Origin of the sequence: Chryseobacterium sp. CP-77, from assembly GCF_036362765.1 — a bacterium.
Classification (GTDB): domain Bacteria; phylum Bacteroidota; class Bacteroidia; order Flavobacteriales; family Weeksellaceae; genus Chryseobacterium; species Chryseobacterium cupriresistens.
Genome location: NZ_CP143637.1, coordinates 1,265,437 through 1,290,041, shown reverse-complemented (window position 1 = coordinate 1,290,041; position 24,605 = coordinate 1,265,437). Strand labels below are relative to the sequence as shown.

Below are 24,605 nucleotides of genomic sequence, written 5' to 3'. Positions count from 1 at the left end.
TCTTCCTCAATAGTTGCAGAATTAAAAAAATGATTGATACTATTATATAGGCAAATATCTATGAAACCTAGGGTTGAAAGCAGCCGATTAACTTTTATTAATCTCCAGTTCCAAAATATGAGACGGCAGTTGAAAAGGTCCGGCTTTTGAACTGCTCACAGCGATAAAACCACATTCTTTTAAAAAGTCTGCGATCGGATCATGATCCAGGATATTGATCCATATAATATCCGTAAAGCTCACTGCTGACCTGCATTTTTTCCAGAGAGACTGTCGTGTTTCAGGAAGATCAAACTCTGAAAGAATTACAAAACTGATTTCTGTAGCTCTTTTTCCGTCAGGAATTCCCGGATGTACCGAACCGCTTTTTATAATACTGAATCCGATGGGTTTCTGATCTGCATACATCATGATCAGTTGGTTGGAAAGATCGTTCAGGTCATTGATCATCTTTCTCGGGTCTATTTCGTTGTGAATATATCTTTTGATTTCTTCTTCAGTTACAAATTCTTTGTGTAATGCATAAACGGAAGAATCAATGATGGCTATAAGATCAGAAATTCCCTCTTCAGAACCTACTGTAAATTTTGAAATGATATCCATGAAATTTTTTTATTCAAAAATATAAGATTAATCCATTCAAAAAGGATACAGTTTGGTAAAATATCAGCGGTACAGACATTATTTGTTTAAAATTGTCCTATATCATTAAAATTTTAGTATAAAATTCTGGCAGGAATATAAAGAACTGCAGTTTTAAAGCAACGTAATCAAATACGTATGAAGTAAGGAAAATGAATAATTTACAGATAAAATTTTTAAGAATATTTTTCTAGATGTTTCTTCGGTTCTTATTGATTTTGAATAGTTTATTTAAATATTCATTGATGCTCTATGTGACAACGAATAACATGGCTTATTTTCTACAATAATTTGATTTTATTTTAAAAATTAAATTGAATTTAAGAAAGACTCAGAAAAAATGAGTAAATCCACTATTTTTTTTCAACACAATTAGGCTGGAATCGCCATAAAACCTATATTTGCAGCCTAAATTTTTAAATAAATGAAAGAACTAATTGAAAAAATCAACGCAGAATTTGAAGCGTTCACAACTGAGGCAAACCAACAAGCGGAAAAAGGAAACAAAGCAGCTGGTACAAGAGCTCGTAAAGCAGCTTTAGAACTAAGCAAATTGTTCAAAGAATTCAGAAAAGTTTCTGTAGAAGAAGCTAAGAAATAATTCACCTTTAGCCGGCTTTTGAAGCCGGTTTTTTTATACCTTTATTTTCCTGATCACTTTCGATCCTATCATACCTTTATGTTGATGCTTTTTAAATCCAATGTTAATTTATTTTGTTTGAATACATACCATTTATATAATTTGTATTTTAGAAACATCAATGATGGTATATTATGAAATATTTTTATCTGCTGTTTATTCTCTTTTTTAATTTTTTTTCAGGGCAGAAATTAAAAGTTGTGGATGCAGAAAACGGGAAGCCTATTTTCAATGCAAGAATTCTTTTACAGAATCAGATTGTTTATACCAATGAAGATGGTTTTGCACCGGTTGAACAAGGCGCTGTGAACTTTGAAATTTCTGCTTCCGGTTTCCAAAAGACAATAGTTCATGAATTTCATTCTGTTATAAAACTAAAGCGGGTTTATAAAAAAATTGAAGAGGTAAAACTAGCAAAAATCGATATCAGAAAACTCTTTGAAGACGTAAGTGATAATTATAGAAAGAGATATTACAGTGATCCATCTCTTTATGACGTAATCTACAAAGAAAAAAAGAGTGATAATAATAAGCTTTATTTTTTAGTAATTGCGGAGACTAAATTGTGGAGTAAGGCCAATTATTACAACCATAATAAATCCTATGATAAGAACCTGCAAATGCAGTTAAATAATGTGAAAAGCTTTAAAAATGTAAAGTCGGACAGTATTTTTACCGCAGGATTAAAAGAATTTTCTGAAGAATATATGGGGAATTTTTTTTTCAATTTTGAATTAACACGGGTGCTGGCTCATTTAAAAAATAAAGATTCAAAATATTCAGGATGGATGATCTTCGAAGAAGGCAATGAACAATTGGTTACATTTAGTATTAAATCGGGATTGGGAATTGAAATGGAAGGCGAATTTAAATTTAATAAAGCAGATAAAGTAATTACCTATTTTGAGATCCATTATTTACAGGATCAATATCCGATGATGAAAAGAAAAACAGTTGAGGGGGAAGAATATGATTATCAACTGGGAAATGCAATACTTGTTTTCGATTTTTATAAAAATGATGGAATGTATGTTCCTGCGATGAGCAGACTTGAAGGGAATAAATATGTTGCATATTACAAAGGGGTTAAACATGAAAGAAAGAGCAGTAGGGAGCTTATATACAATACCTTTAAAAAATCAGAAGAAAAAGGACTTGTCCCTAAAGTGGATTTTACTAAAAATATTTGGGATAATGTTCAGGTGAAAGAAAATAAAAATAATACAATTTTACTTTCCAGGGAAGAGCAAGCTTTTATCGATAGGAAATTACCTGATTTTGGATCCAAATAGCAGAAATATTTCTAATTATATTCTTTATCAATTTAATTTATTATATAAAAAACTCTTTAAAGTATATTGTTTAAAGAGTTTTTTGCTTTCATTTCCCCAATTTCTACTATCTTTAAACCAATCAATATATATTATGAGGATAAATAGATTTTTTGCAGTGCCTGCAGTAGTGCTGGCTGCCCAGTTTTCATGGGCTCAGATAAAGGTTGATCCAAAAGAAAGACTAGACCCTATCGTAAAAAGTTTTGTAGATGAAGTCAATAATAATTCCCAGCTTGAAAACCTGGCATCTGAACTGTTGGATGGTATCGGGCCTCGTCTTGTGGGAACTCCCGAAATGCTGGCAGCAAATGAATGGAGTGTCAATAAACTTCGCTCCTGGGGAGTAGATGCCAATCTTCAGCAATTCGGAACATGGAAAGGATGGCAGAGAGGAACTACTCATGTTGATATGACCTATCCTCGCATAAAATCTCTTTCAGCAACTCAGCTGGCATGGAGTCCGGCTACAAAAAAAGCCATTGAAGCAGAAGTAATTACTCTTCCGAAAGTGTCTTCTAAAGCTGAGTTTGATCAATGGCTTCCTTCAGTGAAAGGAAAAATTGTGCTGATGGCACAATACCAGAAAATCGGACGTTCTGATGAACAGATCAAAGAATTTGCAACCCCGGAATTGTATGAAAAACTTAAAGCCGAAAAAGATCAGGCTGCTAAAGATTTTGCAGCTTATATAAAGAATATCGGCTATGATAATAACAGTCTTCCGGAAGCATTGGAAAAAGCAGGAGCGGCAGGCATTGCCATTTCAAACTGGACGGGTATTATGGGAGCTAACAGAATATTCGGCGCAAAAACTACCAAAATTCCAATGATTGATATCGATTTGGAAGACTATGGAATGCTTTACAGAATGGCAGAAAAAGGAACTCGGCCTAAAATTAAAATTGATGCCCAGTCAAAAATACTTCCCGAAGCCAAAAGCTTTAATACGATCGGAATGATCAAAGGGAAAGAAAAACCTGATGAATATGTAATTCTTTCTGCTCACCTTGATTCATGGGACGGAGCTCAGGGAGCTACAGATAATGGTACCGGTACGATTACCATGCTGGAAGCCATGAGAATTCTGAAAAAATATTATCCTGATAACAAGAGAACTATTGTTATCGGGCTTTGGGGTAGTGAAGAGCAGGGATTAAACGGTTCAAGAGGTTTTGTTGCAGACAACCCTCAGATTATTAAAGGGGTACAGGCTGCCTTTAATCAGGATAACGGAACGGGACGAGTGGTTAATATCAGTGGACAAGGATTTGTAAAAGCTTATGATTATGTGGGAAGATGGCTTGATGGAGTTCCAAAGGCTGTAAGAAGCCACATCAAGACAGATTTTCCAGGAATGCCTGGTGGTGGAGGCTCCGATCATGCTTCTTTCGTGGCAGCAGGAGTGCCCGGAATTTCTTTAGGTTCTCTGAACTGGGGGTATTTCGGATATACATGGCATACTACGAAAGATACCTATGACAAGATCGTTTTTGATGAGGTGAAAAATAATGTGATTTTAACAGCGGCATTGGCTTATATGGCTTCCGAGGATCCTGAATTCAGTAACAGAGAAAAAAGAGTAATGCCCCAAGACGAAAAAGGAGAGGCGGTAAAATGGCCGGAAGTAAAAGAACCTCGAAGAAGTTCCAAAGATTATAAATAGTTCTTTCTTTGAAAAAACATTAAAGAAGGCTGGTTTTAAATCTCTACATATCACACCATATTCTGGTATATTCTTTTTGCCGTTATTGCTTACAACATATATTTGTAGTTATATATGTTGTAGTCAATAACGGCATTTGTTATTATGAATTTTCCCAAAAAGGAATATCCCTCACAGAATAATCGGAAGTGCTAAGGTTCTGCTATATCCTCAATATACCCTTTAAACAAGCCAATAAAAGCACAGTATTTTAATCAGGAATGAATGTCATAATAAATTTATAGAGGACGTGAATTGATTACATACTGAATAAGTTTTTCCATTTTGCAACGGTATTACGACTCAACTTAAAATGCAGGGCCAGCTGCGTATTATTAAGATAATTCTTTTTTTGATATTCAAGGATTTTGTGTATCGTTTCTTCATTGTAAGAACGATGAGACTGATTTGCCTTGATGTCCTGGTTATAATTAAATATTATTCTGTTAATTTCTATTACATCAAACGCTGAAAGGTTTTGCTTCGATAAAATTTTTGCACACTCATCCTTTTTCTCAGGATATTTCAGGTCGACAAGATCAATATAAATCTTTTTATAATCAGGCGTCATTGAGTGAGATTGCTTGTGATGATCCATTTGTAATATAATAATATAATTTTTCCGTTTTATAGCTCTTTTTTTGAGTGAGCTCTATCTACTAAAAAGAATACTAGAGTTTATAAATTAATTAAAGAGAGTGTCTCAACCAATTAAAAGAATGCTTTTAATATTCCAAATAATAAAGTAAAATTGTTTTTGAATTTTACAATAGTTTATTCTTTAATGTCAGTTACAACTCTAGTATCTGGTCTTAATATCAACTAAATGATTTGTGAGTTAATAGAAAGTATATAGTTTGTGTTTTTTGCAAAAATATAGGTACTGTTCTATACGCTGCAATATTTTGTATACATCATCTATACAGCTTTTGATGAATGTCAAAAAACACAAAAATTGCTTACAGATAACAGTTGTTTGTCTTTTAGTATAAATCAGGAGTATTTGCTTGAAATAATGCATGTTCCATCGTGCTGTATCTGTGATGTATGTGTCATTTAATGCAGCATAATGCTTATTTTATACTTTTACGGTGAAACAAAAAACATTATGAAGAAAAAGATTGTATTAACCTTGCTTGTATTATTGTCGCTGGAGATGGATTCTCAGGGCGGGATTAATACTCCAAATTCTAAAATTACTATAAATGTAACGGGAAATTCAACCCGGTCATCTATCAACGATGGTATCCTGTTACCAAGAATTGCTGCCGCCCAGACTAAAATTATCCTTTCTTACAAGCTATAATACGATTATAGAAACAGGATGTGTTCGGATTATCTAATATTCTCTAAGTAATCCCTCGGGCCCGGCTTTGATTACTATCTGTTTAAGTAATTACAATAGCTTTTAACACATAATAAATTGGAAAAAAATGAAAAATTTCATCATGACTTTAATAAGTACTCTAATAGCTTTTTCGTGTGCTGTAAATGTTTCTCAAAAAGATATTCCCTATACATCAGCAAAGAAATATTTTGTTAAAAATACCACTGATCAAAAAGAATTAACTGAAAAAATAATTACTTCACAGGAAGAATTTGATTTGATTTTTGGGGCCGCAACAACAATGGGCATGAGTGGGAAACCAACACCTATTAATTTTTCAAAAGAAAATGTACTTGCTCTTATCTACCCGAAAACCAATCTGGAAGTGGAGATTATCCCTGTCAGCCTTCAGCAGAAAGGTCAGAATATAGTATACTCTTATAAAGTGATCAAAGGAGGTCAGCGGAGTTTCATGACTATCCCCAACACCATTGTTATCATTCAAAAACCTGATTCAAAAAAAATAATTTTTCAGAAAGTACAAGAATAAGCAGAGTTATCTGCTAGTAACAACGGAACAGCAATTGAATATACAATATGATCAGAGTGAGCATAAAAAGAATATTTCAATTTTTAATGATGGTATTTGCCCATTTGTCTATTTTTACTGTCTTATATTCTCAAAATTATACTCCGGACCAAATAGACAATGCATTAATAATTAAATCCGAGAAATTAGGATTAAGAGGTGAAAAAAAAGAGTTAATTTCTTTCAATGAAAAATATATTATTATTTCCCAAAATCAAAATTATCTGAAAGGAGAGATTTTAGGTTATATCAATATTGCCAATATTTACGCAGCTATAGGTGACTATAAAGAGTCTTTTTATTATTTTCAGAAAGCTGAAAGAAAAATCAAAAAAATTAATGATGTTTATTTATCTGCCAGGCTATATCACGAATATGGACAGATTAATTATGTTATTGGGTTATATACAAAAGCTTTGAAATATAATTCGCAATCTATTTACTATGGTAAGCTGATTTCCAATCCCAATGAAAAGGAAATATTATCAGATATTTTTGCCAACAGGGCAGATTTCTTATATGATATCCATCGGCATGATTCTTCACTGATTTATTTGCATAAAGCATTAAATATAAAATCGACTCCGGTAATTAATTCATCGATAGCAAATCATTATATGGTTTATAAGGAGAATACAGATTCGTCTTCATATTATTTGAATAATGCATTGAAACTGCTGCAGAAAATGGATTACTGGAATGTCCAAAGAGGGCAGACTTACTACTTGTATGGTAATTTTCTTAATAAAAAAAAGGAGTACAAAAAAGCGCTGTTGTACTATACAAAGTCTGTAGCCATTTTAGAAAGAACCAAAAGAGTTTGTAATATTCCTCTCCTATACAAAAAAATAGCCGATACTTATCGGGTTTTAAATGACCTGGAGAGAGAAAGAGAATACCTTGAAAAATATACAAGGCTAAATGACAGTTTAAGGAGGGTTTGTAATGAAAGCATCAATATTTCTGTTGATGACATGATGAAGGAAAAAGAATCAGCAAATATTTCAAAGAAGAATATATTTTTTGTTTATAATAGTGTAGTTTTCAGTCTTATTGTTATTCTGATTTTAGCCTTCATCCACTGTCAACAGAATAAAGACATCATAAAACAAAAAGAATTTGAAACAGATGTTTTAAAGGAGAAACTTAATAATTCCTACGATTGTATTATTGAGCTGGCTAAAAAAAATGACCCTGTTTTTCTCAATAAATTTCAGGAAGCACATCCGGACTTTATAAAAGAATTACTTTTAATCAATTCTAATTTGTCAAAATCTGATCTGGCTTTTTGTGCAATGATCTGGTTGGGGTTTACATCAAAAGAAATCGCACAATATACTTTTGTGGAACATCGGTCTGTCCAGAATAAAAAGCATAGACTCAGGAAAAAATTGAATATTTCTTCAGATGTTGATCTGTATTTTTTCTTTAAAAACCTTTCTCATGACCAGGATGACAGTAGTACGTAAAAATAGATTTGCTGTTTTTCTTAAGGTGTACAGGTGTTGATTTTTAGAGTTTTATAAATGTTGTTGTTGGATGATGTACCTGTGATGTATGTGGTTTTATGCTGTAAAAGCGGTGTTGTGTTATAGTTTTGCATACAATTTAAAATACAATATTCGTTATGAAAAAGAAAGCCATCCTTATAACCAGTATCTTTGGTTCTTTATTTTATCATTCCCAAGTTGGAATTAATACCTCTACTCCTATGAAGTCCCTGCATGTTAACGGAGCTTTGCAGGTTGTCAATGAACTGAATGTGGGAGGGACTGCTTCTACCGCAGGTTCGGCAGGAATTGCCGGGCAGGTACTTAAGTCTAATGGACCGGGTAATGCTCCTACCTGGCAATCTATTGCGGGTGTTCCCAGTTCTACAGGAACGGTGATTGTTGTAAACGGTCAGTTTATGGTCGCCCAGGAAATCATAGTACAAATGACTAATGATTTTACGTATACAGCTGGTTCCAATGGTGGTATTCCGGTTGCTATAGGAAGTTTAAATAATGAAATTGTAGATAATGAAAATCTGTATACAGGTTCACCATCCACTAATTCATTTAAAGTTTCTGCAGATGGAGTATATCAGATAATGATGAATGCGCAGTTATCAACAAGTAATGATAGTAGTAATCAACCTACGATTCCAGTAATAGGCATATGGGACGATACAAGTAGTAGCTGGGTGGCGCGTGTTAATGATGTTTATTGGGCAGGATCATCAACTTCAGTTGGAGGTGGACCAAAGCAGACCTATACTCTTATTACCTCAATTCCTATGTTAGCTTCTCATACCTATTCTTTCAGACTGTCTAATACAGTGGATGTAATCGTCAGATATTTAAGCTCAGGTTCTACAGGATCCGGTCCTGTTACCCAAATGTCTTTACGACGACTAAAGTAGATAAATTATAGTGTTTAATAATTTTATTTGAGCTTAAAAAAAATAGACTAAAAAATTAGTCTATTTTTTTTACCTATTTAATGAATATTGTTTTAAGCAGAGTATTAGCCATAGAACTTTATGACTATACAAAATAAAGTTGATGTCTACTTGTTTTTATCCGTATACTTTGCTATCCACTTATATAGTGTAGTTTTTGGGATTTTATAATCATTTATTATCTCCAGCTTTGTTTTTTTTCCTGTTTCAATTTGCTCAAGAATAAATTCTATTATTTCCTTGGTGTAGATGTTTTTCCTGAACGCTGGCAGAGAAGATGTTTTTTTATCGGAAGTTTTATGGGAAGCCTCCTTTTTGGGAGGAGAAAAGAGTATAAGATGTTGTGAGTAGGCCCGGAAAAAATCATACTCCAGCAACTTGCTCCACCTTAATAATTTATCAGTTGTCAGATCTTGTTCAAGGAACATTTGTTCAATTTCAGATTCAGTACATTTCATGAAACTGCATGCTCTCTGCATGTCCAGTGCTTCTTCCTGAAACTTAGCTTTAATAGTACTGCCAATATGTATTTTTTTAAAATTCAAAATAAACGGTATTATATAGTTAAAATTTTTTTTTACAAGAATAATAAGTCTTAAGACTTAGTTTCGTTGGTTGGATGACAGATATGGCTTGGATTATAGTGAGTATTTTCACTATGTTCTATACAGGTAATATTAATTCCTACCTGAGAAGAGAAAATAATAAGGGTAACCTTTTTTCTATCATTTGTTCAAATTTAGCATTCATTATTTTTTTTTAATTAAATGGCTCTACATCAGAGATACATCAATTTCTATGGTATAGGATCAAAAAACTCCCGTAAAACGGGAGTAGCAACTTTGATCAGTATTATAGATTTCTATAAAAATGAAAACTGATTTTGTTATTAAATATTGAGAACTGAAAGTTTTACAACGGATGTTTTTATTTGTGTGAAAACTTTAATTAAATTCTCAACTCAATATTTTTTTTGTGCTTTATATCAGATTGTATCAATAAATTTTACTGTTACAAAGTTAAATCTGGTATATGATTAAAGCAAAATTTCACATACATCAAAAGTACATCAATTTATAGTTTGCCATTGTAGTAGTATCCGGGGCATGAAGATTTAATGCAAAAAAGAAATTTTATCAATTGGTTTACTACGTCAATAAATTTATTAATATAAATAAATTTCTGATGATTTTTAATTCATTAAGATTGACTGTTTATGTGTTTCAATTAATCAACATATGGTGAATATGGTCATGATATATTATTTAATTTAACTAAAATTAGCAAAAATTTTATAGCGATATGTTTTTTTTATTTAATTTTATGGAAACTAAATTGTGCGTTGTAATTTGGTTGAAGAAGTTATTATTAATATCTTGTTAAGTAGTTTTTTGTGGTAGAATCTGATCTTGCTTTTTCACTTTAGAAACTAATTATTATTAAATTTACTATGCAAACATTAAAGCTTAACCAATTTTCGAAAGTATTGCTAAGCACGCTGATATATTTTTTGTTTTCTAACTTATACTTTTCTCAGACATACACCCCTCAATATATAGATAGTATGTTGATCAAAGTAAATGAGAATTTGAGAGTAAGTGGGAGAAAGAAGGAATTAATTGACCTTAATACGAAATTTTACAATATCAGTAAAAAACAGGATTATAAAAAAGGAGTCGTACTTTCATATATTAATCTGGGTAATATGTATGCGACTGTCGGGATGTATGAAAAAGCCTTCAAATACCTTCAGCTGGCTGAAAATGACCTTGAAGGGATGGAAGATTATTACCTGTGTACAAGACTATATCAGGAGTATGGCCAGGCAAATTTTGTAATAGGTCTTTATAAAAAAGCGATTAAGTATAATTCCAGGTCAATTTATTATGGTAAACAAATAAAAGATAAGCATGACCGGGAAATTTTATCCGTTGTGTATGCAAACAGAGCCGACTTTTTAAGGGAAACAAATTCGGTTGACTCTTCATTAATCTATCTGCACAAAGCTTTAGATGTAAAACCTACACCGGTTATCAATTCCACGATTGCTAATCACTATTTGCTTTTTGGTAAAAATGAGGATTCTGCACAGGTATATTTTAACAGAGCATTTTCTCTTTTAGAAAAAAAAGATTACTGGGATTCCCAGAGGGCGCTTACTTATTTTTATTATGGGAATTTTTTATTTGATAAACAGGATTATAGTCAGGCATTAGACTATTATACTAAATCGGTAGAAATACTCAAAAAGACCCAGAGAATTTATCAGGTTCCCGTATTGTATCAAGCTATTGCCAAGACCTATAAAAAATTAAACAATGATTCCAAAGAAAAAGATTATCTGGAGAAATATACGAAATTAAATGATAGCCTTGGAAAGATATGGGATGAGTCAATCAATACTTCTATTGATAAAATGCTTCTGGAAAAGGAGAAAAATGATATTGAAAAAAAGCATTCAGCCATCATATATAATGTAATCGTTTTTACATTATTAGGCGTTATCATAATTGTTTTTTTTGTCTATCGTAAAAGAATTGCCAAAAAGCATAAAATAATAGAGGAGAAAGAATTAGAGACGGAAGTTTTAATGAAAAAAATGTCTGCTAATGATGAAAGGCTGGTGTTTTTAGCAAAGAAAAATGATCCTTTGTTTTTTAATGAATATCAAAGTGCTTATCCTGAGCTGGTTGAAAAACTTTTTGAGATTAATCCAAAGCTGTCAGCAAATGAACTTTCTTTCTGTGCAATGATACAACTGGGTTTTTCCTCTAAGGAAATTGCACAATATGGCTTTATGCAGCACAGATCGGTACAAACAAAGAAAAATAGATTAAGGAAAAAATTAAATATTCCATCCGATGTGGATCTTTATTTTTTCTTGCAAAATTTAAATTCCAAATAATAATTCAATCGCATTTTACGAGTACTTGTAAGTGTATGGGTAAAAATAAAGGCTGTCTGAGAGACGGCCTCTATTGGGTTATATCGGAAATGCGGAGTCCTAAATGTGAAAAGGAAAGAATCGCCGGCTCATACAGAGGATTGGTTAACTTTCCAAACCCATATTTACAAAATATGAATGGTAACCCATTGGGTGTTGCAGAATCATAATCAGTTTGGGTATCTCCAATATATATGGTGTCTTCAGCAGATAACTGATTTCTTTCCATAAGAAGCTGTATGTTTTCAGATTTGTTTTTTCGGGTTCTTCCGTGGGACTCAAAATCAACAAACAGATCACTGAATTGATAATAATCTAAAAAAGATTCAATATACCCATCCTGGCAGTTGCTTACAATGAAAAGGGAATAGGTATTAGCCAGATTCTTTAAAGTTTCTTCCACACCATCATATAAAATTCCACCTTCTAAGTGTAGTATTTTATTTTCTTCGCCTACAATTTCAGAAAGGAGTTCCTGAACCTGCGGGTCTGAAATGCCGGGAATAATATCTTTTACAATGTCATGAGCTAATAATCCCATATACTGATTCATGTCTTCAGGTTTCAGTTCTTTTTGGATCAACTGATGGTTGCCCAATACTTTATTCCATATTTTGATAATCGTAGCTCTGGAATCCCATAATGTTCCATCCAGATCGAAGATTAAGTTCTTTGTTTTCAAAATGATAATTGTTGATTTAATTTAAATATATAACGGTTAAAGATTACAAAATCATGCTCAGTTGTACTCTTTTTCTTGCTTCATCCACTTCCGTTACCTTTACGCGGACATGCTGATGAAGTTTTACCACTTCATTCACATCTGATACAAAGCCATCTTTAAGCTGCGAAATATGAACCAGCCCGCTTTCTTTGATTCCAAGATCTACGAAACACCCAAAAGCGGTAATATTATTGACAATTCCGGGAAGAATCATTCCTGCTTTTAAATCTTTGATGCTTTTAACATTCGGGTCGAATTCAAATACTTTTGCTGCTTTTCTTGGATCCAGTCCCGGCTTCTCAAGTTCTTTTAAAATATCTTTAATTCCTAAAATTCCGATTTCTCCTGTTGTATAGTTTTCCGGTTTTACCAGAGCTATTTTTTCTTTATTGGCAATCAGCTCAGTGGTTTTAATAGCCAAATCTTTTGCCATTTTCTCTACAATTCCATACGCTTCCGGGTGTACTGCAGAGTTGTCCAGTGGATTTTTGGCATTGGTGATTCTCACGAAAGCGGCAGCTTGCTGGAAGGCTTTTTCTCCAAGCCTTGGAACTTTTTTAAGCTGTTTTCTGTCTTCAAATGCTCCGTTCTCAGTACGGTAATTTACAATGTTTTCTGCCATCTTTTCTCCGATTCCGGAAACATAACTCAATAGTGACTTACTGGCGGTATTTAAATTAATTCCCACCGAATTTACACATTTCATCACAGTAGAATCCAGCTCATTTTTCAGTTGAGTCTGGTCCACATCGTGCTGATATTGCCCAACGCCTATAGATTTGGCATCAATTTTCACCAATTCAGCCAGCGGATCAGAAAGTCTTCTTCCGATAGAAACAGCTCCACGTACTGTTACATCATACGAAGGAAACTCATCTCTTGCAATTTTACTTGCAGAATATACGGATGCTCCGGCTTCAGAAACTACAAAAACCTGCAAAGGCTTATCGAAAGCAATTTTCTTGATAAAGAATTCTGTTTCGCGGCTTGCTGTTCCGTTACCAATGGAAATAGCTTCAATATTATAGGCATTCACCATAGAACGGATTTTTTTCATCGCCATTCCGCTTTCATTCTGCGGAGCGTGAGGGTAGAGGGTTTCGTTATGCAGTAAGTCTCCCTTCTCATCCAGACACACAACTTTGCATCCGCTTCGGTATCCGGGATCTATTGCCAGAATTCTTTTTTCTCCCAAAGGCGGGGCAAGAAGCAGCTGGCTTAAATTCTCAGAGAAAATTTCAATTGCTTTTTTGTCTGCTTTTTCTTTGGCTTCCTGTAATGTTTCATTTGAAATAGCGGGTTCCAGAAGTCTTTTATAACTGTCTTTTATGGCCAGTGCAATCTGGTCCGAACTTTCATTGTTGGATTTAATGACCGCTTTTTCAATAAAACCGATTGCTTCTTCTTTATCTACAGCTACATTTGTTTTTACAAAACCTTCCGCTTCTGCTCTCAACATTGCAAGAAGTCTGTGGGAAGGAGTTCTGGCAAGGCTTTCTTCCCATTCAAAATATTGGGAAAATTTCTGCGCATCCTCTTCATCTTTTTTGGCTTTTACAACTTTAGAAGTGATAACAGCCTTACGCTGAAATAATCTGCGGAGATTTTTACGGACATACATATTTTCATTGATCCATTCTGCCATGATATCTCTTGCTCCCTGCAATGCTTCTTCTTCAGAACTTACTTCATTATTAAGATATTTTGAAGCCAAAAACTGCAGATCGTTATTCTTTTGGCTCATTATGATTTTGGCTAAAGGTTCCAGCCCTTTTTCCTTGGCAGTATCTGCTTTGGTTTTCTTACGCTTTTTGAAAGGCAGGTAAAGGTCTTCCAGCTCCTGGATATCAAAGCTTTCTTCTATTCTCTGCTGAAGTTCAGGCGTTAATGAATTCTGTTCTTCTATCGATTTTACAATAGATTCTTTTCTTTTAACAATTTCCTCAAACTGCTTGCTGATTTTTGAAATCTGTTCAATCTGTGTTTCATCAAGGTTTCCTGTCTTATCTTTTCGGTAACGCGAAATAAAAGGAATGGTGCAGTCTTCTGCTAATAATTGTAAAGTATTGTTGATGCTCTTTTCTGAAATATTGAGATGTCTCTGGATAAATTCTACGGTCGTCATTGTTCTGTTTTCGGATAGCTAAAATAGGGTTTTGGAATGAGAAAATATAGATCCTGAATGTATTAATCTGTTTATTTTTATATATTATACCAATTATTTCGGTAGGCATTTAATTTAATAGAAATATTCCGCAAATGGTATTATCATTACAAATACTACAAAAATACCACATTTCTTGATGTATGTTAAGGCTCCTCCAAATAGGTTTTTCTATTTTTGTACCCGAAAACAACAAAATTCAAACTTTTTTAAACAGTTCAATATGAAAAAAATTAGCGTAATTGCATTAGTTGGAGTAGGATTGCTTTTGGCATCATGTGATAAAGGAAAAACAGCAGAGTCTGCAGCAACAGCTCAGGAACAGACAGTAGCTGAAAGTAAAGGAGAAACACTGGCAGTAGACACAGCAGCTTCAGTAGTAAACTGGAAAGCATTCCACAAGGGAGGTATGGCACCTCGTTGGGGAACACTTACTGTAAAATCAGGAGATATCAGTGTTGACGCAGGTCAGGTTGCTGCAGGAAACTTTATTATTGACATGAATTCTATCAAAGTAGATCCGGCTTCAGTAACAGAAAAAGATAAAAAACCGGCAGACCTTGAAGCTCACCTTAAAAACCCTGATTTCTTTGATGTAGCTAAAAACCCTACTTCAGATTTCAAAATTACCAGTGTTACAGATTTGAAGGAAGCACCAAAAGATGCAGTAGCAGGAGCTAATAAAACAGTAAGCGGAAACCTTACATTATCAGGAAAAACAATGAATGTTACTTTCCCTGCTAAAGTAGATGTGACTGAAAACTCAGCGGTTATTCAGGCTAAATTTACAGTAAACAGAGCAGATTGGGGAATCAAATTCGGTACTTCAGAAGCAGACCCTGCAGAATGGATGATCAGCAAAGATATCGAGATTGCTATCGATGTAAAAGCTAAAAAATAAGTTATTTAAACTTTAATAACAACCGGGCTGTCTTTTTAAAAGGCAGCCCTTTTTATTTACTTAAAAATCAGTTCAAAATCGTTGAATTCTGAATTCTCACACAATATTCACTTCCAAGATATAGAGGATTACCGTGCTTTTCAGACCAGAATCCATCAAGTATATCCTTATTTAGACAGCGATATACAGCAACACCCTTATATATTTTATGATCTTCACCTTCATAATTGAAGTTGATTACCAGGATCTGATTTTTATAAAATCCGGTGCCATTTTGTATATGGTCGCCAATAATCCATTGCGCGATGATACGGTTATTCTCGTCAATGGATATGGTTAATATACCATGATATGTGGGTAGGGAAGACTCTTCCTGGTTACTTCCTTCAATAGAGTAGCTTCCTGCAAGATCATGTACTGTCATTGATTTTATTTTTAGGAAGCGCAAATTTATAAAATCTTATTCTGATAAATTATAAATATATCATGGTTGTAAAGTATACAAATTAAGCTTTATTTTTGCCACAAATTAATTTTTTGAATGATTCCTTTTCTTTTTATAACAAACCTGATTACATTTGGGATCTTTGGATTTGATAAATGGCAGGCCCAAAAACATCAATGGAGAATCTCCGAAAATGCTCTTTTAGGAATCTCCCTTCTAGGTGGAATTTTAGGAGCGGCTTCAGGAATGGTGATTTTCAATCATAAAACTTCAAAAAAATCTTTTTTAGTAAAATTTGTGCTTGTGGTTTTGATTGACCTGGTTATGTTTTACAGATTAATAAGACGTTGATATTAAAAATGTTAAATGTTTTTAATAAATAGTTGTCATGATTTATTTTTTTTATCTTTATCAGGCTAATAACAAATAAAGAACAACATGAAAAATCTCAAAAAAATTTCCAGAACAGAAATGAAATCAGTTCAGGGAGGAATCGTCAAAGGAATGGTAAGATGCAAAGATGCTGATACATGCGTTGTAAGATGGGGATGGGGAACCGGATTCTCCAGCAATTGTGCAGAGTTTGACATTATATGTGGAGAACCGCCTGCAGTAGATCCATGCGAAGTACAGGCTTGTGTATAAATAATCTAAAGAGTGTTTTTTGAGCACTCTTTTTTATTGTCTTGTAAATAAGTATTTTAAACAAAATATTAAATATTTGTATAACTAAATATTTTTTCATTAAAAATCACTACTTTTGCACCCGTAAAAATCTTTTATGCAAAACATTAGAAATATTGCGATTATCGCACACGTTGACCACGGAAAGACGACTTTGGTTGACAAGATCATTCACGCTACCAACATTTTCAGAGAAAATCAGGAGAGTGGGGAGTTAATTATGGATAACAACGATCTTGAAAGAGAAAGAGGGATCACGATCTTATCCAAGAATATTTCTGTTACTTATAAAGACACAAAAATTAACGTAATCGATACTCCTGGTCACGCCGATTTTGGTGGAGAAGTAGAAAGAGTATTGAAAATGGCTGATGGGGTTATTTTGTTGGTGGATGCGTTCGAAGGACCAATGCCACAGACAAGATTCGTACTTCAGAAAGCTTTGGAATTAGGATTGAGACCATTAGTGGTTATCAATAAAGTAGATAAACCAAACTGTCGTCCTGACGAAGTTCATGATAAAGTATTTGACCTTTTCTTCAACCTTGATGCTACAGAAGAGCAATTGGATTTCCCTACATTCTATGGATCTTCAAAACAAGGATGGTTCAACACTTCATTAGAGCAAACTGAAGATATCTTACCATTATTGGATGGTATTTTACAATATGTTCCTGAACCGAAAGTAACAGAAGGTAATCTTCAGATGCAGATCACTTCTCTTGACTTCTCTTCTTTCTTAGGAAGAATTGCAATCGGGAAAGTGACAAGAGGGGAGATCAAAGAATCTCAATGGATTGGTCTTGCTCAGGCAGATGGTAAAATTGTAAAAGGAAAAGTAAAAGAACTTTACGTTTTTGAAGGATTAGGAAAGAAAAAAGTAACTGAAGTACAGGCAGGTGATATCTGTGCTGTAGTAGGATTTGATGCTTTCCAGATCGGAGATTCTTTCGTAGATCTTGAAAATCCTGAGCCATTGGAAAGAACGGCAATTGATGAGCCTACGCTGAATATGACGTTCTCTATCAACAACTCACCTTTCTTTGGTAAAGACGGTAAATATGTTACTTCTAATCACCTGAAAGAAAGATTAACAAAAGAATTAGAGAAAAACCTTGCCTTAAGAGTTCAGCAGACTGACGATGCCAATACATTCCTTGTATTCGGTAGAGGTATTCTTCACTTATCAGTTTTGATCGAAACAATGAGAAGAGAAGGTTACGAAATGACAATTGGTCAGCCGCAGGTTATCTTCAGAGAAATTGATGGTGAGAAATGTGAGCCTTATGAATCTTTGGTTGTTGACGTTCCTGAAGAATTTGCTTCAAGAGTTATTGACCTGGCAACTCAGAGAAAAGGTGACCTTCACATTATGGAAACTAAAGGTGAAATGCAGCACATGGAATTCGAAATTCCTTCAAGAGGTTTGATCGGATTACGTTCTCAGATGTTGACAGCTACAGCTGGTGAAGCTATTATGGCACACCGTTTCACAGAATATAAGCCTTTCAAAGGTGCTATTCCTGGAAGAAACAATGGTGTTTTGATCAGCAAAACAACTGGTCCTGCTACAGAATATTCTATTGCTAAACTGCAGGATAGAGGTAAGTTCTTCGTTGATCCAGGTGAGGAAATCTACACAGGAATGATCATCGGTGAGCAAAACAAACCTGGTGACTTAGTAGTAAACATCGTAGAAGCAAAACAGTTGAACAACATGAGAGCTTCCGGAAAAGATAAAGATACTGGTGTTGCTCCGAAAATCTTATTCTCACTTGAAGAATGTATGGAATACATCCAGGGTGATGAAGCGATTGAGGTAACTCCGAACTTCATCAGAATGAGAAAGAAAATCCTTTCTGAAGAAGAAAGAAAAAGAGTAGAAAGATCTGCAAAAGCATAATAAAATCTTATACATAAAATCAAAGCCTCGATTTTCGAGGCTTTTTTTCTATACCTACCCATTAAATGCTTATTTTGGCATAATAATCTCTGAAATAAAAAAATAAATTTTAAAGTAGTTTTGTGACTATGAGAATGAATAAATTAAAACTTATCGTTTTATTGGGCGTTTTTGCATCTTACGCTACCTCCTGTTCCGTTCAGAACAACGTTGTAAAAACACCTTCCGCGAAGAATCCGACAAAACCAATCAACAATACAAATCCTCCGAAAGTAAATCCGACAGCTGTAAAACCTGCTACAAATACAGGAGCTTCCGGTGAAGAAAATTTCAGAACCAATCTTCCCGAAATCAAAAGAGAATTCCGTGGAGCATGGATCGCAAGTGTTGCCAATATCAACTGGCCATCAAGAAATGATCTTACGGTGGATCAGCAGAAAGCAGAAGCAATAAGTATGCTTGATATGCTGAAAGATAACAATTTCAACGCCGCTATTTTCCAGATCAGACCTTCGGCAGATGCCCTTTATACCAGTAATATCGAACCATGGTCTTACTTTCTGACCGGAGAAACAGGAACTGCACCATATCCCAATTATGACCCGCTTCAGTTCTGGATTGAAGAAGCTCATAAAAGAGGTCTGGAGCTCCATGTCTGGTTAAACCCTTACCGTGCACATCATACCAACGGAGGTGCGGTAAATAAGCTGTCAATGGCCAATAAACTGTCTGATATTGTGGTTAGACTAAAGAATGGAATGTATTGGTTTGATCCTGCTAATCCGAAAACACAAGGTCACGTATCCAATGTGGTGAAAGATATTGTAAAAAGATATGATATTGACGCTGTACATTTCGACGATTATTTCTATCCTTATGCTACTTACAATAAAGGTGCGGATTTTCCTGATAATGCAAGCTGGAATGCCTATGTAAGCAGTGGCGGAACCTTATCCAGGGCAGATTGGAGAAGGGATAACGTGAATAAATTTGTAGAACGTATCTATAAAGAAATTCACGCAGAAAAAAATAATGTAAGATTCGGGATCAGCCCGTTCGGAATATGGAAACCAGGATATCCGGCAGGAGTTGTAGGATCATCACAATATGATGAACTGTATGCAGATGCTAAATTATGGTTAAATAAAGGCTGGGTAGATTATTTCTCACCACAGCTTTACTGGCCTATAGATTCCAAAGGACAAAGCTTCGAAGGCCTGTTAAGCTGGTGGCAGTCTGAAAATACAATGAAACGTCACCTGTGGCCGGGATTGAATACTGTTGAAATAAAAGTATCAGACCGTCCGGCTGAAATCAAAAACCAGATTGCAATTTCCAGAAATATCCTTAAAAATGATGCCGGAGAAATTCATTGGAGTATTGCCGGGCTTAGCAAAAATCCAAATATGCTTCCCGCTTTGAAAAGCGGACCATACAATGAAAAAGCATTAGTTCCAAAATCTCCGTGGATTAAAGCGGTTCCATTGCAGACTCCAACCTTGTTTATTGCTGATAACGGAAGCTTTGCTCAGACAAGCTGGAGTACAAAAAATGCTGCAGATGTTTTCCTGTGGGTACTTTTTACTCAGTACAACGGAGTATGGCAAACAGAAATTCTGACATTGGATACGCTTTCAAAAGATATTCCCAAATCTAAAGACGGAAAAAAATTGAATGCTGTTGCCATCAAAGCTATCGACAGATTAGGAAATGAGAGTGATTATACAGCAAGAAAGATTAAATAGTTAGTATGCCCATTCTAAATTGGTCATTGCGAACCTTTAGGTGAAGCAATCTCAATCATAAATTTAAAAAACCGGTTCTCAGACAGAGCCGGTTTTATTTTAGAATAACTATAAATTATTAATTTAAGTTACTGAATTTCAGTTGTATTTTAAAGGTGTTTTGGAATTTTTGTACGGAATAATAATCCTATCGGAACTGTTTTTGCATGATTCATCCCATAATCACCAAAATATAACATTATGAATACTAAAAGACTTTCCGACAACATGGAAAAGGCATTAAGTGATCAGATGAACAAAGAAATTCATGCATCACACGTTTTTTTATCTTATGGGATCTGGGCTGATGATAAAGGTTATCAGGGTATTGCCAATTTTCTTTACCGCCATGCTCAGGAAGAAAGAAACCACTCCATCAAATTCATGGAATATATCTTAAACCGCGGTGGAAAACCAAAAGTAGACGCTATTCCCGCTCCTCCGGCAGATCCGGACAGCCTTACTGCCTGTTTTGATGGCGTCTTTAAGCATGAAGTTGACAATACCACCGCAATTTACAGAATTGTAGATCTTTCTCTTGAAGAAAAAGACTGGGCTACATGGAATTTTATGCAATGGTTTGTACAGGAACAGATTGAAGAAGAAACATTAGCGCAGAACTTAATTGATAAATTAAAAATTGCAGGCGGCGACAGGGCAACAGATGAATCTTTATTTACTTTAGATAAAACTTTGCAGGAAGCACCGAATGATGTGCCGCTGGCTCAGAATGCTACAGGGGATAATCCTTAAAACAATTGGTGAAACCAGGCCATTTAAAAATCTGTCAGAATATCGGCAGATTTTTTTATTATGAAACTCCCTCAAAAATCACTATCTTTGCACACTCGTAATTCAAGGTTCTGAGTTCAATGTTTAAAGTTGGAGAAACCTTGAGTTACCCTAAACCTTAAACTTTGAATTTTACAATATGAAATGTGGAATCGTAGGCTTACCGAATGTAGGTAAATCAACTCTTTTTAACTGTCTGAGCAACGCAAAAGCTCAATCAGCAAACTATCCTTTCTGTACGATTGAACCGAACCTTGGAACGGTTTCTGTACCGGATCAGAGATTGTTTGAACTGGAGAAAATCGTAAAACCTGAAAGAGTTTTACCAGCTGTGGTTGAAATTGTTGATATTGCAGGTCTTGTAAAAGGAGCCAGCAAAGGAGAAGGATTGGGAAATCAGTTTCTGGCTAACATCCGCGAGTGTGAAGCGATTATTCATGTTTTAAGATGTTTTGACAATGGAAATATCGTTCACGTAGAAGGTTCAGTAGATCCGTTAAGAGATAAAGAAATTATTGATATAGAACTTCAGCTGAAAGACCTTGAAACGGTAGGAAAAGCAGTTGAAAAAGCTAAAAAATTCATCAAATCAGGGAAGAAAGAGGATATTCTTACTTACGAAACACTTCAGAATTTACAGAAATTCCTTGAAGATGGTAAAAATGCAAGAGAATTTGCTGCTGATGATTTTACAAAATCAATTATCGGAGAAGTTCAGTTGTTGACGAATAAGCCGGTTCTTTATGTTTGTAATGTAGACGAAAACTCTATCAAAAACGGAAATGAATGGATTGCCAAGATTGAGGAAATGGCTGCAGGTGAAGGTGCTGAAGTCGTAGTATTGGCAGCACAGATTGAAGCTGATATCAACGAACTTGAAACTTTCGAAGAAAGAGAAATTTTCCTTGATGAGCTGGGACTTACAGAACCAGGGGTTAACCGTTTGATCAGAAAAGCTTATGATCTTTTAAAACTTCAAACATACTTTACAGCCGGAGTAAAAGAAGTAAGAGCCTGGACTATCGGACAGGGATGGACGGCTCCGCAAGCTGCAGGAGTAATCCACACAGACTTTGAAAAAGGATTTATCCGTGCAGAAGTAATCAAGTATAATGATTATGTAAATTATGGTTCTGAAGTAAAGGTAAAAGAAGCAGGAAAGCTTTCTGTAGAAGGTAAAGAATATATTGTACAGGATGGTGACATCATGCACTTCAGATTCAACGTATAAGAAAAGTATTAAAGTTAGTTATATTAAAAAAGCGCTTCCATGTATTTGGGAGCGTTTTTTGCGTAAAATTAATAATGTAGGCTGTCTGTTTATATTTTGATATTTGGGACAGGTACTAAAAATTACTGCTCCCTGAAGTAGAGAGCAGTATTTTTATTTTTAAAGTAGAATACCTATATCAAACCGGCATTTTGGCTCGATACAGGATGGAGAGAAAACTACACAGTTATTGATGGTATCTGTACATTTTAACTGCGCCTGTCCAGTTCGGCACTCCGGTTCATAGCATGAAGGATGAATCTGTGCGCAAATACCTTGATGGCTGCATATCATCACACCTCCTTTAATGGTTTTCAACTCTTTTTTATTGAGTTTTTTACCATTATTTACATGTTGATTTCTCATTCGTTAAAGTCTTATGGTTTAGTTTTTTATTGGCTACAATTCAATACCAGGCTGGCACTGAATTTCTGCACAGGTAAAAGAATATTTCTTACAAGTAAGGTCTGGAAGCAAGCACATTTCTTTTCCACCAGTAATTACTCTTAATTGTTTTTTATTCAATTTTTTTCCGCTAGCTAAATTTTGATTTTTCATAATGTTAGATTTTAATGATTATTGATAAAATTAGAATTCAAGAAATATGATGTCTTACGGTCTGCAAATTTTCTGTGCACAGCTTGGAGAAAATATAGTACAGTTTCTAATATCTCCAGGTGGATAAGTTTCGCAAGGAAACTCTGTACACGGAACTGCCTCCATACAATCCAGCAAGCCCCCGTGAATCATTTTTAATTGTTTTTTTTCAAGCTTTTTACCTTTGCTTAATTCAATCTTTTTCATAGTTTTTTGTTTAAAATGATACTTTCTTTATAATTCTGGTCTGCACTCTTTTTGTGCACATTTAGGAGAAATGATTGTACATCCGTATGGATCAGAAGATGGCTCACATGGTGTTGGACATAAAACAGGTTCCATACAGTTAATAAGACCTCCTTTGATTGTTCTTAATTCTTTTTTGTTTAATTTTTTTCCAATTTGACTGATTTGATTTCTCATTGATTTGATTTTTAATGGGTTAGTTTTAACGAAAGTAATAAAAATAAATGAAGTATATCACTGTCGTTAGAAAAAATTGGGGATTTTTTAAATATTTTATTATGATATTGATGGTGAATATTAACTACAATCGGCAAATACATTGAATTTTTCAATAAGTTAATAAGGTTATATTTTTGAGATTTAAAAAGACTTTTTTGCTTCGCCAAACAATCTGGACTCATTTCAAAAAATATTGGTTGATAAGTTTGTATATTTGAATTTTACAAATCATCTGAGATGGAAAAATTAGCCCGTACTTCACTGGAAGATTTTTATAAAGAGATGGCTGCCAAACTGGGCAAAGATCTTGAAAGTATTTTTCCAAAGGGACTTCACAAAGACATTGGTCATTTTAATGTTTTTGATATTGCCCAGACAATCGAAAGAGCAAAGAGCACTTCTGAAATGCCTTATAACAGAAGGAAGTATTATAAGATCAGCTTTATAAAAGGACGGAACAGAGCAGAATATGCCGACAAGGTCATTTCAATTAAAGAGAACGCTCTGTTATTTGCAACGCCTAAAGTGCCTTATCACTGGGTTCCTGAAGATCCCGATCAGTCAGGAAGTTTCTGTGTTTTTACCGAAGACTTTTTCATCAAGGATAAATCGTATTACAACCTCGAAGATCTTCCTATATTCCAGCCAGGTGGAGTGCCGATCTTCGAAATTGATGGTGAACTGGCAGAAGAGATTGAAAACCTTTTTAAAAAGATAAAAAAGGAAATTGATTCAGATTATGTGTTTAAATATGATCTGATCAGAACCTATGTTCTGGAGCTAATCCATTACGGACAGAAATTACAGCCTGCTTCTAAAATATCATCATCAAATGATGCATCCATGAGAGTGGTTTCTTTGTTTATAGAGCTGCTGGAAAGACAGTTCCCTATAGAATCCTGGGAACAGAGACTGCAATTGAAGACTGCAAAAGATTATGCAGAGCGGTTGGCGGTTCATGTCAATTACTTAAACAAAAGATTAAAGGAAAGCACAGGAAAAACTACTACGGAGTTTATTTCGGACCGGATTATTCAGGAAGCTAAAATACTTTTAAAACAGACGAAATGGAATGTTTCAGAAATATCGTATGCGCTGGGATTTGAGGAAATTGCCCACTTTTCCAATTTCTTTAAAAGGAAAACTTCCTTTACTCCATTGGAATTCCGTTCCTGATTTGAATTTTGCAAATTTCAGATTGATTCAAGCAAACCCTTCAGTCTGAAAATTTCCCAACTTTGTACCATCAAAATAA

26 protein-coding genes are annotated in these 24,605 nt (G+C 34.4%); 16 read left to right on the top strand and 10 right to left on the bottom strand.

Annotation, left to right across the window (positions count from 1 at the left end):
* Nucleotides 1–87: 87 nt before the first annotated feature.
* Nucleotides 88–603 (bottom strand): hypothetical protein, encoded by a 516-nt coding sequence (locus V0410_RS05770; RefSeq protein ID WP_330746677.1) that lies wholly within the window; start codon nt 601–603, stop codon nt 88–90.
* Nucleotides 604–1,066: 463 nt separating this feature from the next.
* Here V0410_RS05770 and V0410_RS05765 point away from each other — a divergent pair, with 463 nt between their 5' ends.
* The 3 genes from V0410_RS05765 (at nt 1,067) to V0410_RS05755 (ending at nt 4,279) form a co-directional block, all read left to right on the top strand.
* Nucleotides 1,067–1,243, top strand: coding sequence for a histone H1 (locus V0410_RS05765; RefSeq protein ID WP_002978882.1), 177 nt, complete (start codon nt 1,067–1,069; stop codon nt 1,241–1,243).
* 173 nt (nt 1,244–1,416) lie between these two features.
* On the top strand, nt 1,417–2,574 hold the full coding sequence (locus V0410_RS05760) for a hypothetical protein (RefSeq protein WP_330746676.1): 1,158 nt from the start codon (nt 1,417–1,419) through the stop codon (nt 2,572–2,574).
* A 133-nt stretch (nt 2,575–2,707) separates the two neighbouring features.
* Nucleotides 2,708–4,279 (top strand): M20/M25/M40 family metallo-hydrolase, encoded by a 1,572-nt coding sequence (locus tag V0410_RS05755; RefSeq protein WP_330746675.1) that lies wholly within the window; start codon nt 2,708–2,710, stop codon nt 4,277–4,279.
* Between the two features lie 298 nt (nt 4,280–4,577).
* Here V0410_RS05755 and V0410_RS05750 read toward each other — a convergent pair whose 3' ends face one another.
* Nucleotides 4,578–4,916: a helix-turn-helix domain-containing protein gene (locus V0410_RS05750; protein ID WP_330746674.1), complete on the bottom strand. Its 339-nt coding sequence runs from the start codon at nt 4,914–4,916 to the stop codon at nt 4,578–4,580.
* Nucleotides 4,917–5,426: 510 nt separating this feature from the next.
* Between V0410_RS05750 and V0410_RS05745 the strand changes: the two genes are divergently transcribed.
* The 4 genes from V0410_RS05745 to V0410_RS05730 all read left to right on the top strand — a co-directional run bounded on the left by V0410_RS05745 (nt 5,427) and on the right by V0410_RS05730 (nt 8,638).
* Nucleotides 5,427–5,624 carry a hypothetical protein gene (locus V0410_RS05745; RefSeq protein WP_330746673.1) on the top strand — a complete coding sequence of 66 codons (198 nt, stop codon included), beginning with the start codon at nt 5,427–5,429 and terminating at the stop codon, nt 5,622–5,624.
* Between the two features lie 127 nt (nt 5,625–5,751).
* Entirely contained in the window at nt 5,752–6,195 is a 444-nt protein-coding gene (locus V0410_RS05740; RefSeq protein WP_330746672.1) for a hypothetical protein, read from the top strand.
* 86 nt (nt 6,196–6,281) lie between these two features.
* Complete coding sequence (locus V0410_RS05735) at nt 6,282–7,703, top strand: tetratricopeptide repeat protein (RefSeq protein ID WP_330746671.1); 1,422 nt, start codon at nt 6,282–6,284, stop codon at nt 7,701–7,703.
* A gap of 158 nt (nt 7,704–7,861) precedes the next feature.
* Nucleotides 7,862–8,638 carry a hypothetical protein gene (locus V0410_RS05730; protein ID WP_330746670.1) on the top strand — a complete coding sequence of 259 codons (777 nt, stop codon included), beginning with the start codon at nt 7,862–7,864 and terminating at the stop codon, nt 8,636–8,638.
* A gap of 146 nt (nt 8,639–8,784) precedes the next feature.
* On the opposite strand, the gene V0410_RS05725 is transcribed toward V0410_RS05730, so the two are convergent.
* A complete protein-coding gene (locus V0410_RS05725) occupies nt 8,785–9,222 on the bottom strand; it encodes a transposase (RefSeq protein ID WP_330746669.1) in 438 nt (145 codons plus the stop codon).
* A gap of 1,019 nt (nt 9,223–10,241) precedes the next feature.
* Here V0410_RS05725 and V0410_RS05720 point away from each other — a divergent pair.
* Nucleotides 10,242–11,582: a LuxR C-terminal-related transcriptional regulator gene (locus V0410_RS05720; RefSeq protein WP_330746668.1), complete on the top strand. Its 1,341-nt coding sequence runs from the start codon at nt 10,242–10,244 to the stop codon at nt 11,580–11,582.
* 70 nt (nt 11,583–11,652) lie between these two features.
* Here V0410_RS05720 and V0410_RS05715 read toward each other — a convergent pair whose 3' ends face one another.
* Together V0410_RS05715 and V0410_RS05710 are read right to left on the bottom strand one after the other, a co-directional pair.
* A complete protein-coding gene (locus tag V0410_RS05715) occupies nt 11,653–12,303 on the bottom strand; it encodes an HAD family hydrolase (RefSeq protein ID WP_330746667.1) in 651 nt (216 codons plus the stop codon).
* A gap of 43 nt (nt 12,304–12,346) precedes the next feature.
* A complete protein-coding gene (locus V0410_RS05710; protein WP_330746666.1) occupies nt 12,347–14,470 on the bottom strand; it encodes a Tex family protein in 2,124 nt (707 codons plus the stop codon).
* A gap of 262 nt (nt 14,471–14,732) precedes the next feature.
* On the opposite strand from V0410_RS05710, the gene V0410_RS05705 reads away from it, so the two are divergent.
* A complete protein-coding gene (locus V0410_RS05705) occupies nt 14,733–15,410 on the top strand; it encodes a YceI family protein (protein ID WP_330746665.1) in 678 nt (225 codons plus the stop codon).
* Between the two features lie 67 nt (nt 15,411–15,477).
* Here V0410_RS05705 and V0410_RS05700 read toward each other — a convergent pair whose 3' ends face one another.
* The gene (locus V0410_RS05700; protein WP_330746664.1) at nt 15,478–15,834 is read right to left on the bottom strand and encodes a hypothetical protein; all 357 of its coding nucleotides are present in this window, start codon (nt 15,832–15,834) and stop codon (nt 15,478–15,480) included.
* A 117-nt stretch (nt 15,835–15,951) separates the two neighbouring features.
* On the opposite strand from V0410_RS05700, the gene V0410_RS05695 reads away from it, so the two are divergent.
* The 6 genes from V0410_RS05695 to ychF all read left to right on the top strand — a co-directional run bounded on the left by V0410_RS05695 (nt 15,952) and on the right by ychF (nt 22,249).
* Nucleotides 15,952–16,206 (top strand): DUF1294 domain-containing protein, encoded by a 255-nt coding sequence (locus V0410_RS05695; protein WP_330746663.1) that lies wholly within the window; start codon nt 15,952–15,954, stop codon nt 16,204–16,206.
* 87 nt (nt 16,207–16,293) lie between these two features.
* A complete protein-coding gene (locus tag V0410_RS05690) occupies nt 16,294–16,500 on the top strand; it encodes a bacteriocin-like protein (RefSeq protein WP_137905639.1) in 207 nt (68 codons plus the stop codon).
* Between the two features lie 136 nt (nt 16,501–16,636).
* Complete coding sequence (gene typA / locus V0410_RS05685; RefSeq protein WP_062675162.1) at nt 16,637–18,442, top strand: translational GTPase TypA; 1,806 nt, start codon at nt 16,637–16,639, stop codon at nt 18,440–18,442.
* 128 nt (nt 18,443–18,570) lie between these two features.
* The gene (locus V0410_RS05680) at nt 18,571–20,187 is read left to right on the top strand and encodes a glycoside hydrolase family 10 protein (protein WP_330746662.1); all 1,617 of its coding nucleotides are present in this window, start codon (nt 18,571–18,573) and stop codon (nt 20,185–20,187) included.
* Between the two features lie 240 nt (nt 20,188–20,427).
* The gene (locus V0410_RS05675; RefSeq protein WP_330746661.1) at nt 20,428–20,979 is read left to right on the top strand and encodes a ferritin; all 552 of its coding nucleotides are present in this window, start codon (nt 20,428–20,430) and stop codon (nt 20,977–20,979) included.
* 178 nt (nt 20,980–21,157) lie between these two features.
* A complete protein-coding gene (gene ychF, locus V0410_RS05670; protein ID WP_202838764.1) occupies nt 21,158–22,249 on the top strand; it encodes a redox-regulated ATPase YchF in 1,092 nt (363 codons plus the stop codon).
* 159 nt (nt 22,250–22,408) lie between these two features.
* On the opposite strand, the gene V0410_RS05665 is transcribed toward ychF, so the two are convergent.
* From V0410_RS05665 to V0410_RS05650, 4 genes are read right to left on the bottom strand one after another with little or no spacing between them, the layout of a single operon-like run.
* Nucleotides 22,409–22,654 carry a bacteriocin gene (locus tag V0410_RS05665; protein ID WP_330746660.1) on the bottom strand — a complete coding sequence of 82 codons (246 nt, stop codon included), beginning with the start codon at nt 22,652–22,654 and terminating at the stop codon, nt 22,409–22,411.
* A 33-nt stretch (nt 22,655–22,687) separates the two neighbouring features.
* Entirely contained in the window at nt 22,688–22,846 is a 159-nt protein-coding gene (locus V0410_RS05660; protein WP_330746659.1) for a hypothetical protein, read from the bottom strand.
* A 54-nt stretch (nt 22,847–22,900) separates the two neighbouring features.
* Nucleotides 22,901–23,092 (bottom strand): hypothetical protein, encoded by a 192-nt coding sequence (locus V0410_RS05655; RefSeq protein ID WP_330746658.1) that lies wholly within the window; start codon nt 23,090–23,092, stop codon nt 22,901–22,903.
* 27 nt (nt 23,093–23,119) lie between these two features.
* Nucleotides 23,120–23,308 (bottom strand): hypothetical protein, encoded by a 189-nt coding sequence (locus V0410_RS05650; RefSeq protein ID WP_330746657.1) that lies wholly within the window; start codon nt 23,306–23,308, stop codon nt 23,120–23,122.
* Between the two features lie 279 nt (nt 23,309–23,587).
* On the opposite strand from V0410_RS05650, the gene V0410_RS05645 reads away from it, so the two are divergent.
* Nucleotides 23,588–24,526: a helix-turn-helix domain-containing protein gene (locus V0410_RS05645; RefSeq protein ID WP_330746656.1), complete on the top strand. Its 939-nt coding sequence runs from the start codon at nt 23,588–23,590 to the stop codon at nt 24,524–24,526.
* Nucleotides 24,527–24,605 lie beyond the last annotated feature (79 nt).

Excerpts from the sequence above, each read along its gene's own strand:
- V0410_RS05720 (WP_330746668.1), top strand. The coding sequence starts at position 10,242 with ATGTTGATCAAAGTAAATGAGAATTTGAGAGTAAGTGGGAGAAAGAAG.
- V0410_RS05745 (WP_330746673.1), top strand. The coding sequence starts at position 5,427 with ATGAAGAAAAAGATTGTATTAACCTTGCTTGTATTATTGTCGCTGGAG.
- V0410_RS05750 (WP_330746674.1), bottom strand. The coding sequence starts at position 4,916 with ATGGATCATCACAAGCAATCTCACTCAATGACGCCTGATTATAAAAAG.
- V0410_RS05660 (WP_330746659.1), bottom strand. The coding sequence starts at position 22,846 with ATGAAAAATCAAAATTTAGCTAGCGGAAAAAAATTGAATAAAAAACAA.
- V0410_RS05765 (WP_002978882.1), top strand. The coding sequence starts at position 1,067 with ATGAAAGAACTAATTGAAAAAATCAACGCAGAATTTGAAGCGTTCACA.
- V0410_RS05700 (WP_330746664.1), bottom strand. The coding sequence starts at position 15,834 with ATGACAGTACATGATCTTGCAGGAAGCTACTCTATTGAAGGAAGTAAC.
- ychF (WP_202838764.1), top strand. The coding sequence starts at position 21,158 with ATGAAATGTGGAATCGTAGGCTTACCGAATGTAGGTAAATCAACTCTT.
- V0410_RS05770 (WP_330746677.1), bottom strand. The coding sequence starts at position 603 with ATGGATATCATTTCAAAATTTACAGTAGGTTCTGAAGAGGGAATTTCT.
- V0410_RS05710 (WP_330746666.1), bottom strand. The coding sequence starts at position 14,470 with ATGACGACCGTAGAATTTATCCAGAGACATCTCAATATTTCAGAAAAG.
- V0410_RS05650 (WP_330746657.1), bottom strand. The coding sequence starts at position 23,308 with ATGAGAAATCAAATCAGTCAAATTGGAAAAAAATTAAACAAAAAAGAA.
- V0410_RS05680 (WP_330746662.1), top strand. The coding sequence starts at position 18,571 with ATGAGAATGAATAAATTAAAACTTATCGTTTTATTGGGCGTTTTTGCA.
- V0410_RS05665 (WP_330746660.1), bottom strand. The coding sequence starts at position 22,654 with ATGAGAAATCAACATGTAAATAATGGTAAAAAACTCAATAAAAAAGAG.
- typA (WP_062675162.1), top strand. The coding sequence starts at position 16,637 with ATGCAAAACATTAGAAATATTGCGATTATCGCACACGTTGACCACGGA.
- V0410_RS05740 (WP_330746672.1), top strand. The coding sequence starts at position 5,752 with ATGAAAAATTTCATCATGACTTTAATAAGTACTCTAATAGCTTTTTCG.
- V0410_RS05705 (WP_330746665.1), top strand. The coding sequence starts at position 14,733 with ATGAAAAAAATTAGCGTAATTGCATTAGTTGGAGTAGGATTGCTTTTG.
- V0410_RS05645 (WP_330746656.1), top strand. The coding sequence starts at position 23,588 with ATGGAAAAATTAGCCCGTACTTCACTGGAAGATTTTTATAAAGAGATG.
- V0410_RS05675 (WP_330746661.1), top strand. The coding sequence starts at position 20,428 with ATGAATACTAAAAGACTTTCCGACAACATGGAAAAGGCATTAAGTGAT.
- V0410_RS05730 (WP_330746670.1), top strand. The coding sequence starts at position 7,862 with ATGAAAAAGAAAGCCATCCTTATAACCAGTATCTTTGGTTCTTTATTT.
- V0410_RS05760 (WP_330746676.1), top strand. The coding sequence starts at position 1,417 with ATGAAATATTTTTATCTGCTGTTTATTCTCTTTTTTAATTTTTTTTCA.
- V0410_RS05695 (WP_330746663.1), top strand. The coding sequence starts at position 15,952 with ATGATTCCTTTTCTTTTTATAACAAACCTGATTACATTTGGGATCTTT.
- V0410_RS05755 (WP_330746675.1), top strand. The coding sequence starts at position 2,708 with ATGAGGATAAATAGATTTTTTGCAGTGCCTGCAGTAGTGCTGGCTGCC.
- V0410_RS05735 (WP_330746671.1), top strand. The coding sequence starts at position 6,282 with ATGATGGTATTTGCCCATTTGTCTATTTTTACTGTCTTATATTCTCAA.
- V0410_RS05655 (WP_330746658.1), bottom strand. The coding sequence starts at position 23,092 with ATGAAAAAGATTGAATTAAGCAAAGGTAAAAAGCTTGAAAAAAAACAA.
- V0410_RS05690 (WP_137905639.1), top strand. The coding sequence starts at position 16,294 with ATGAAAAATCTCAAAAAAATTTCCAGAACAGAAATGAAATCAGTTCAG.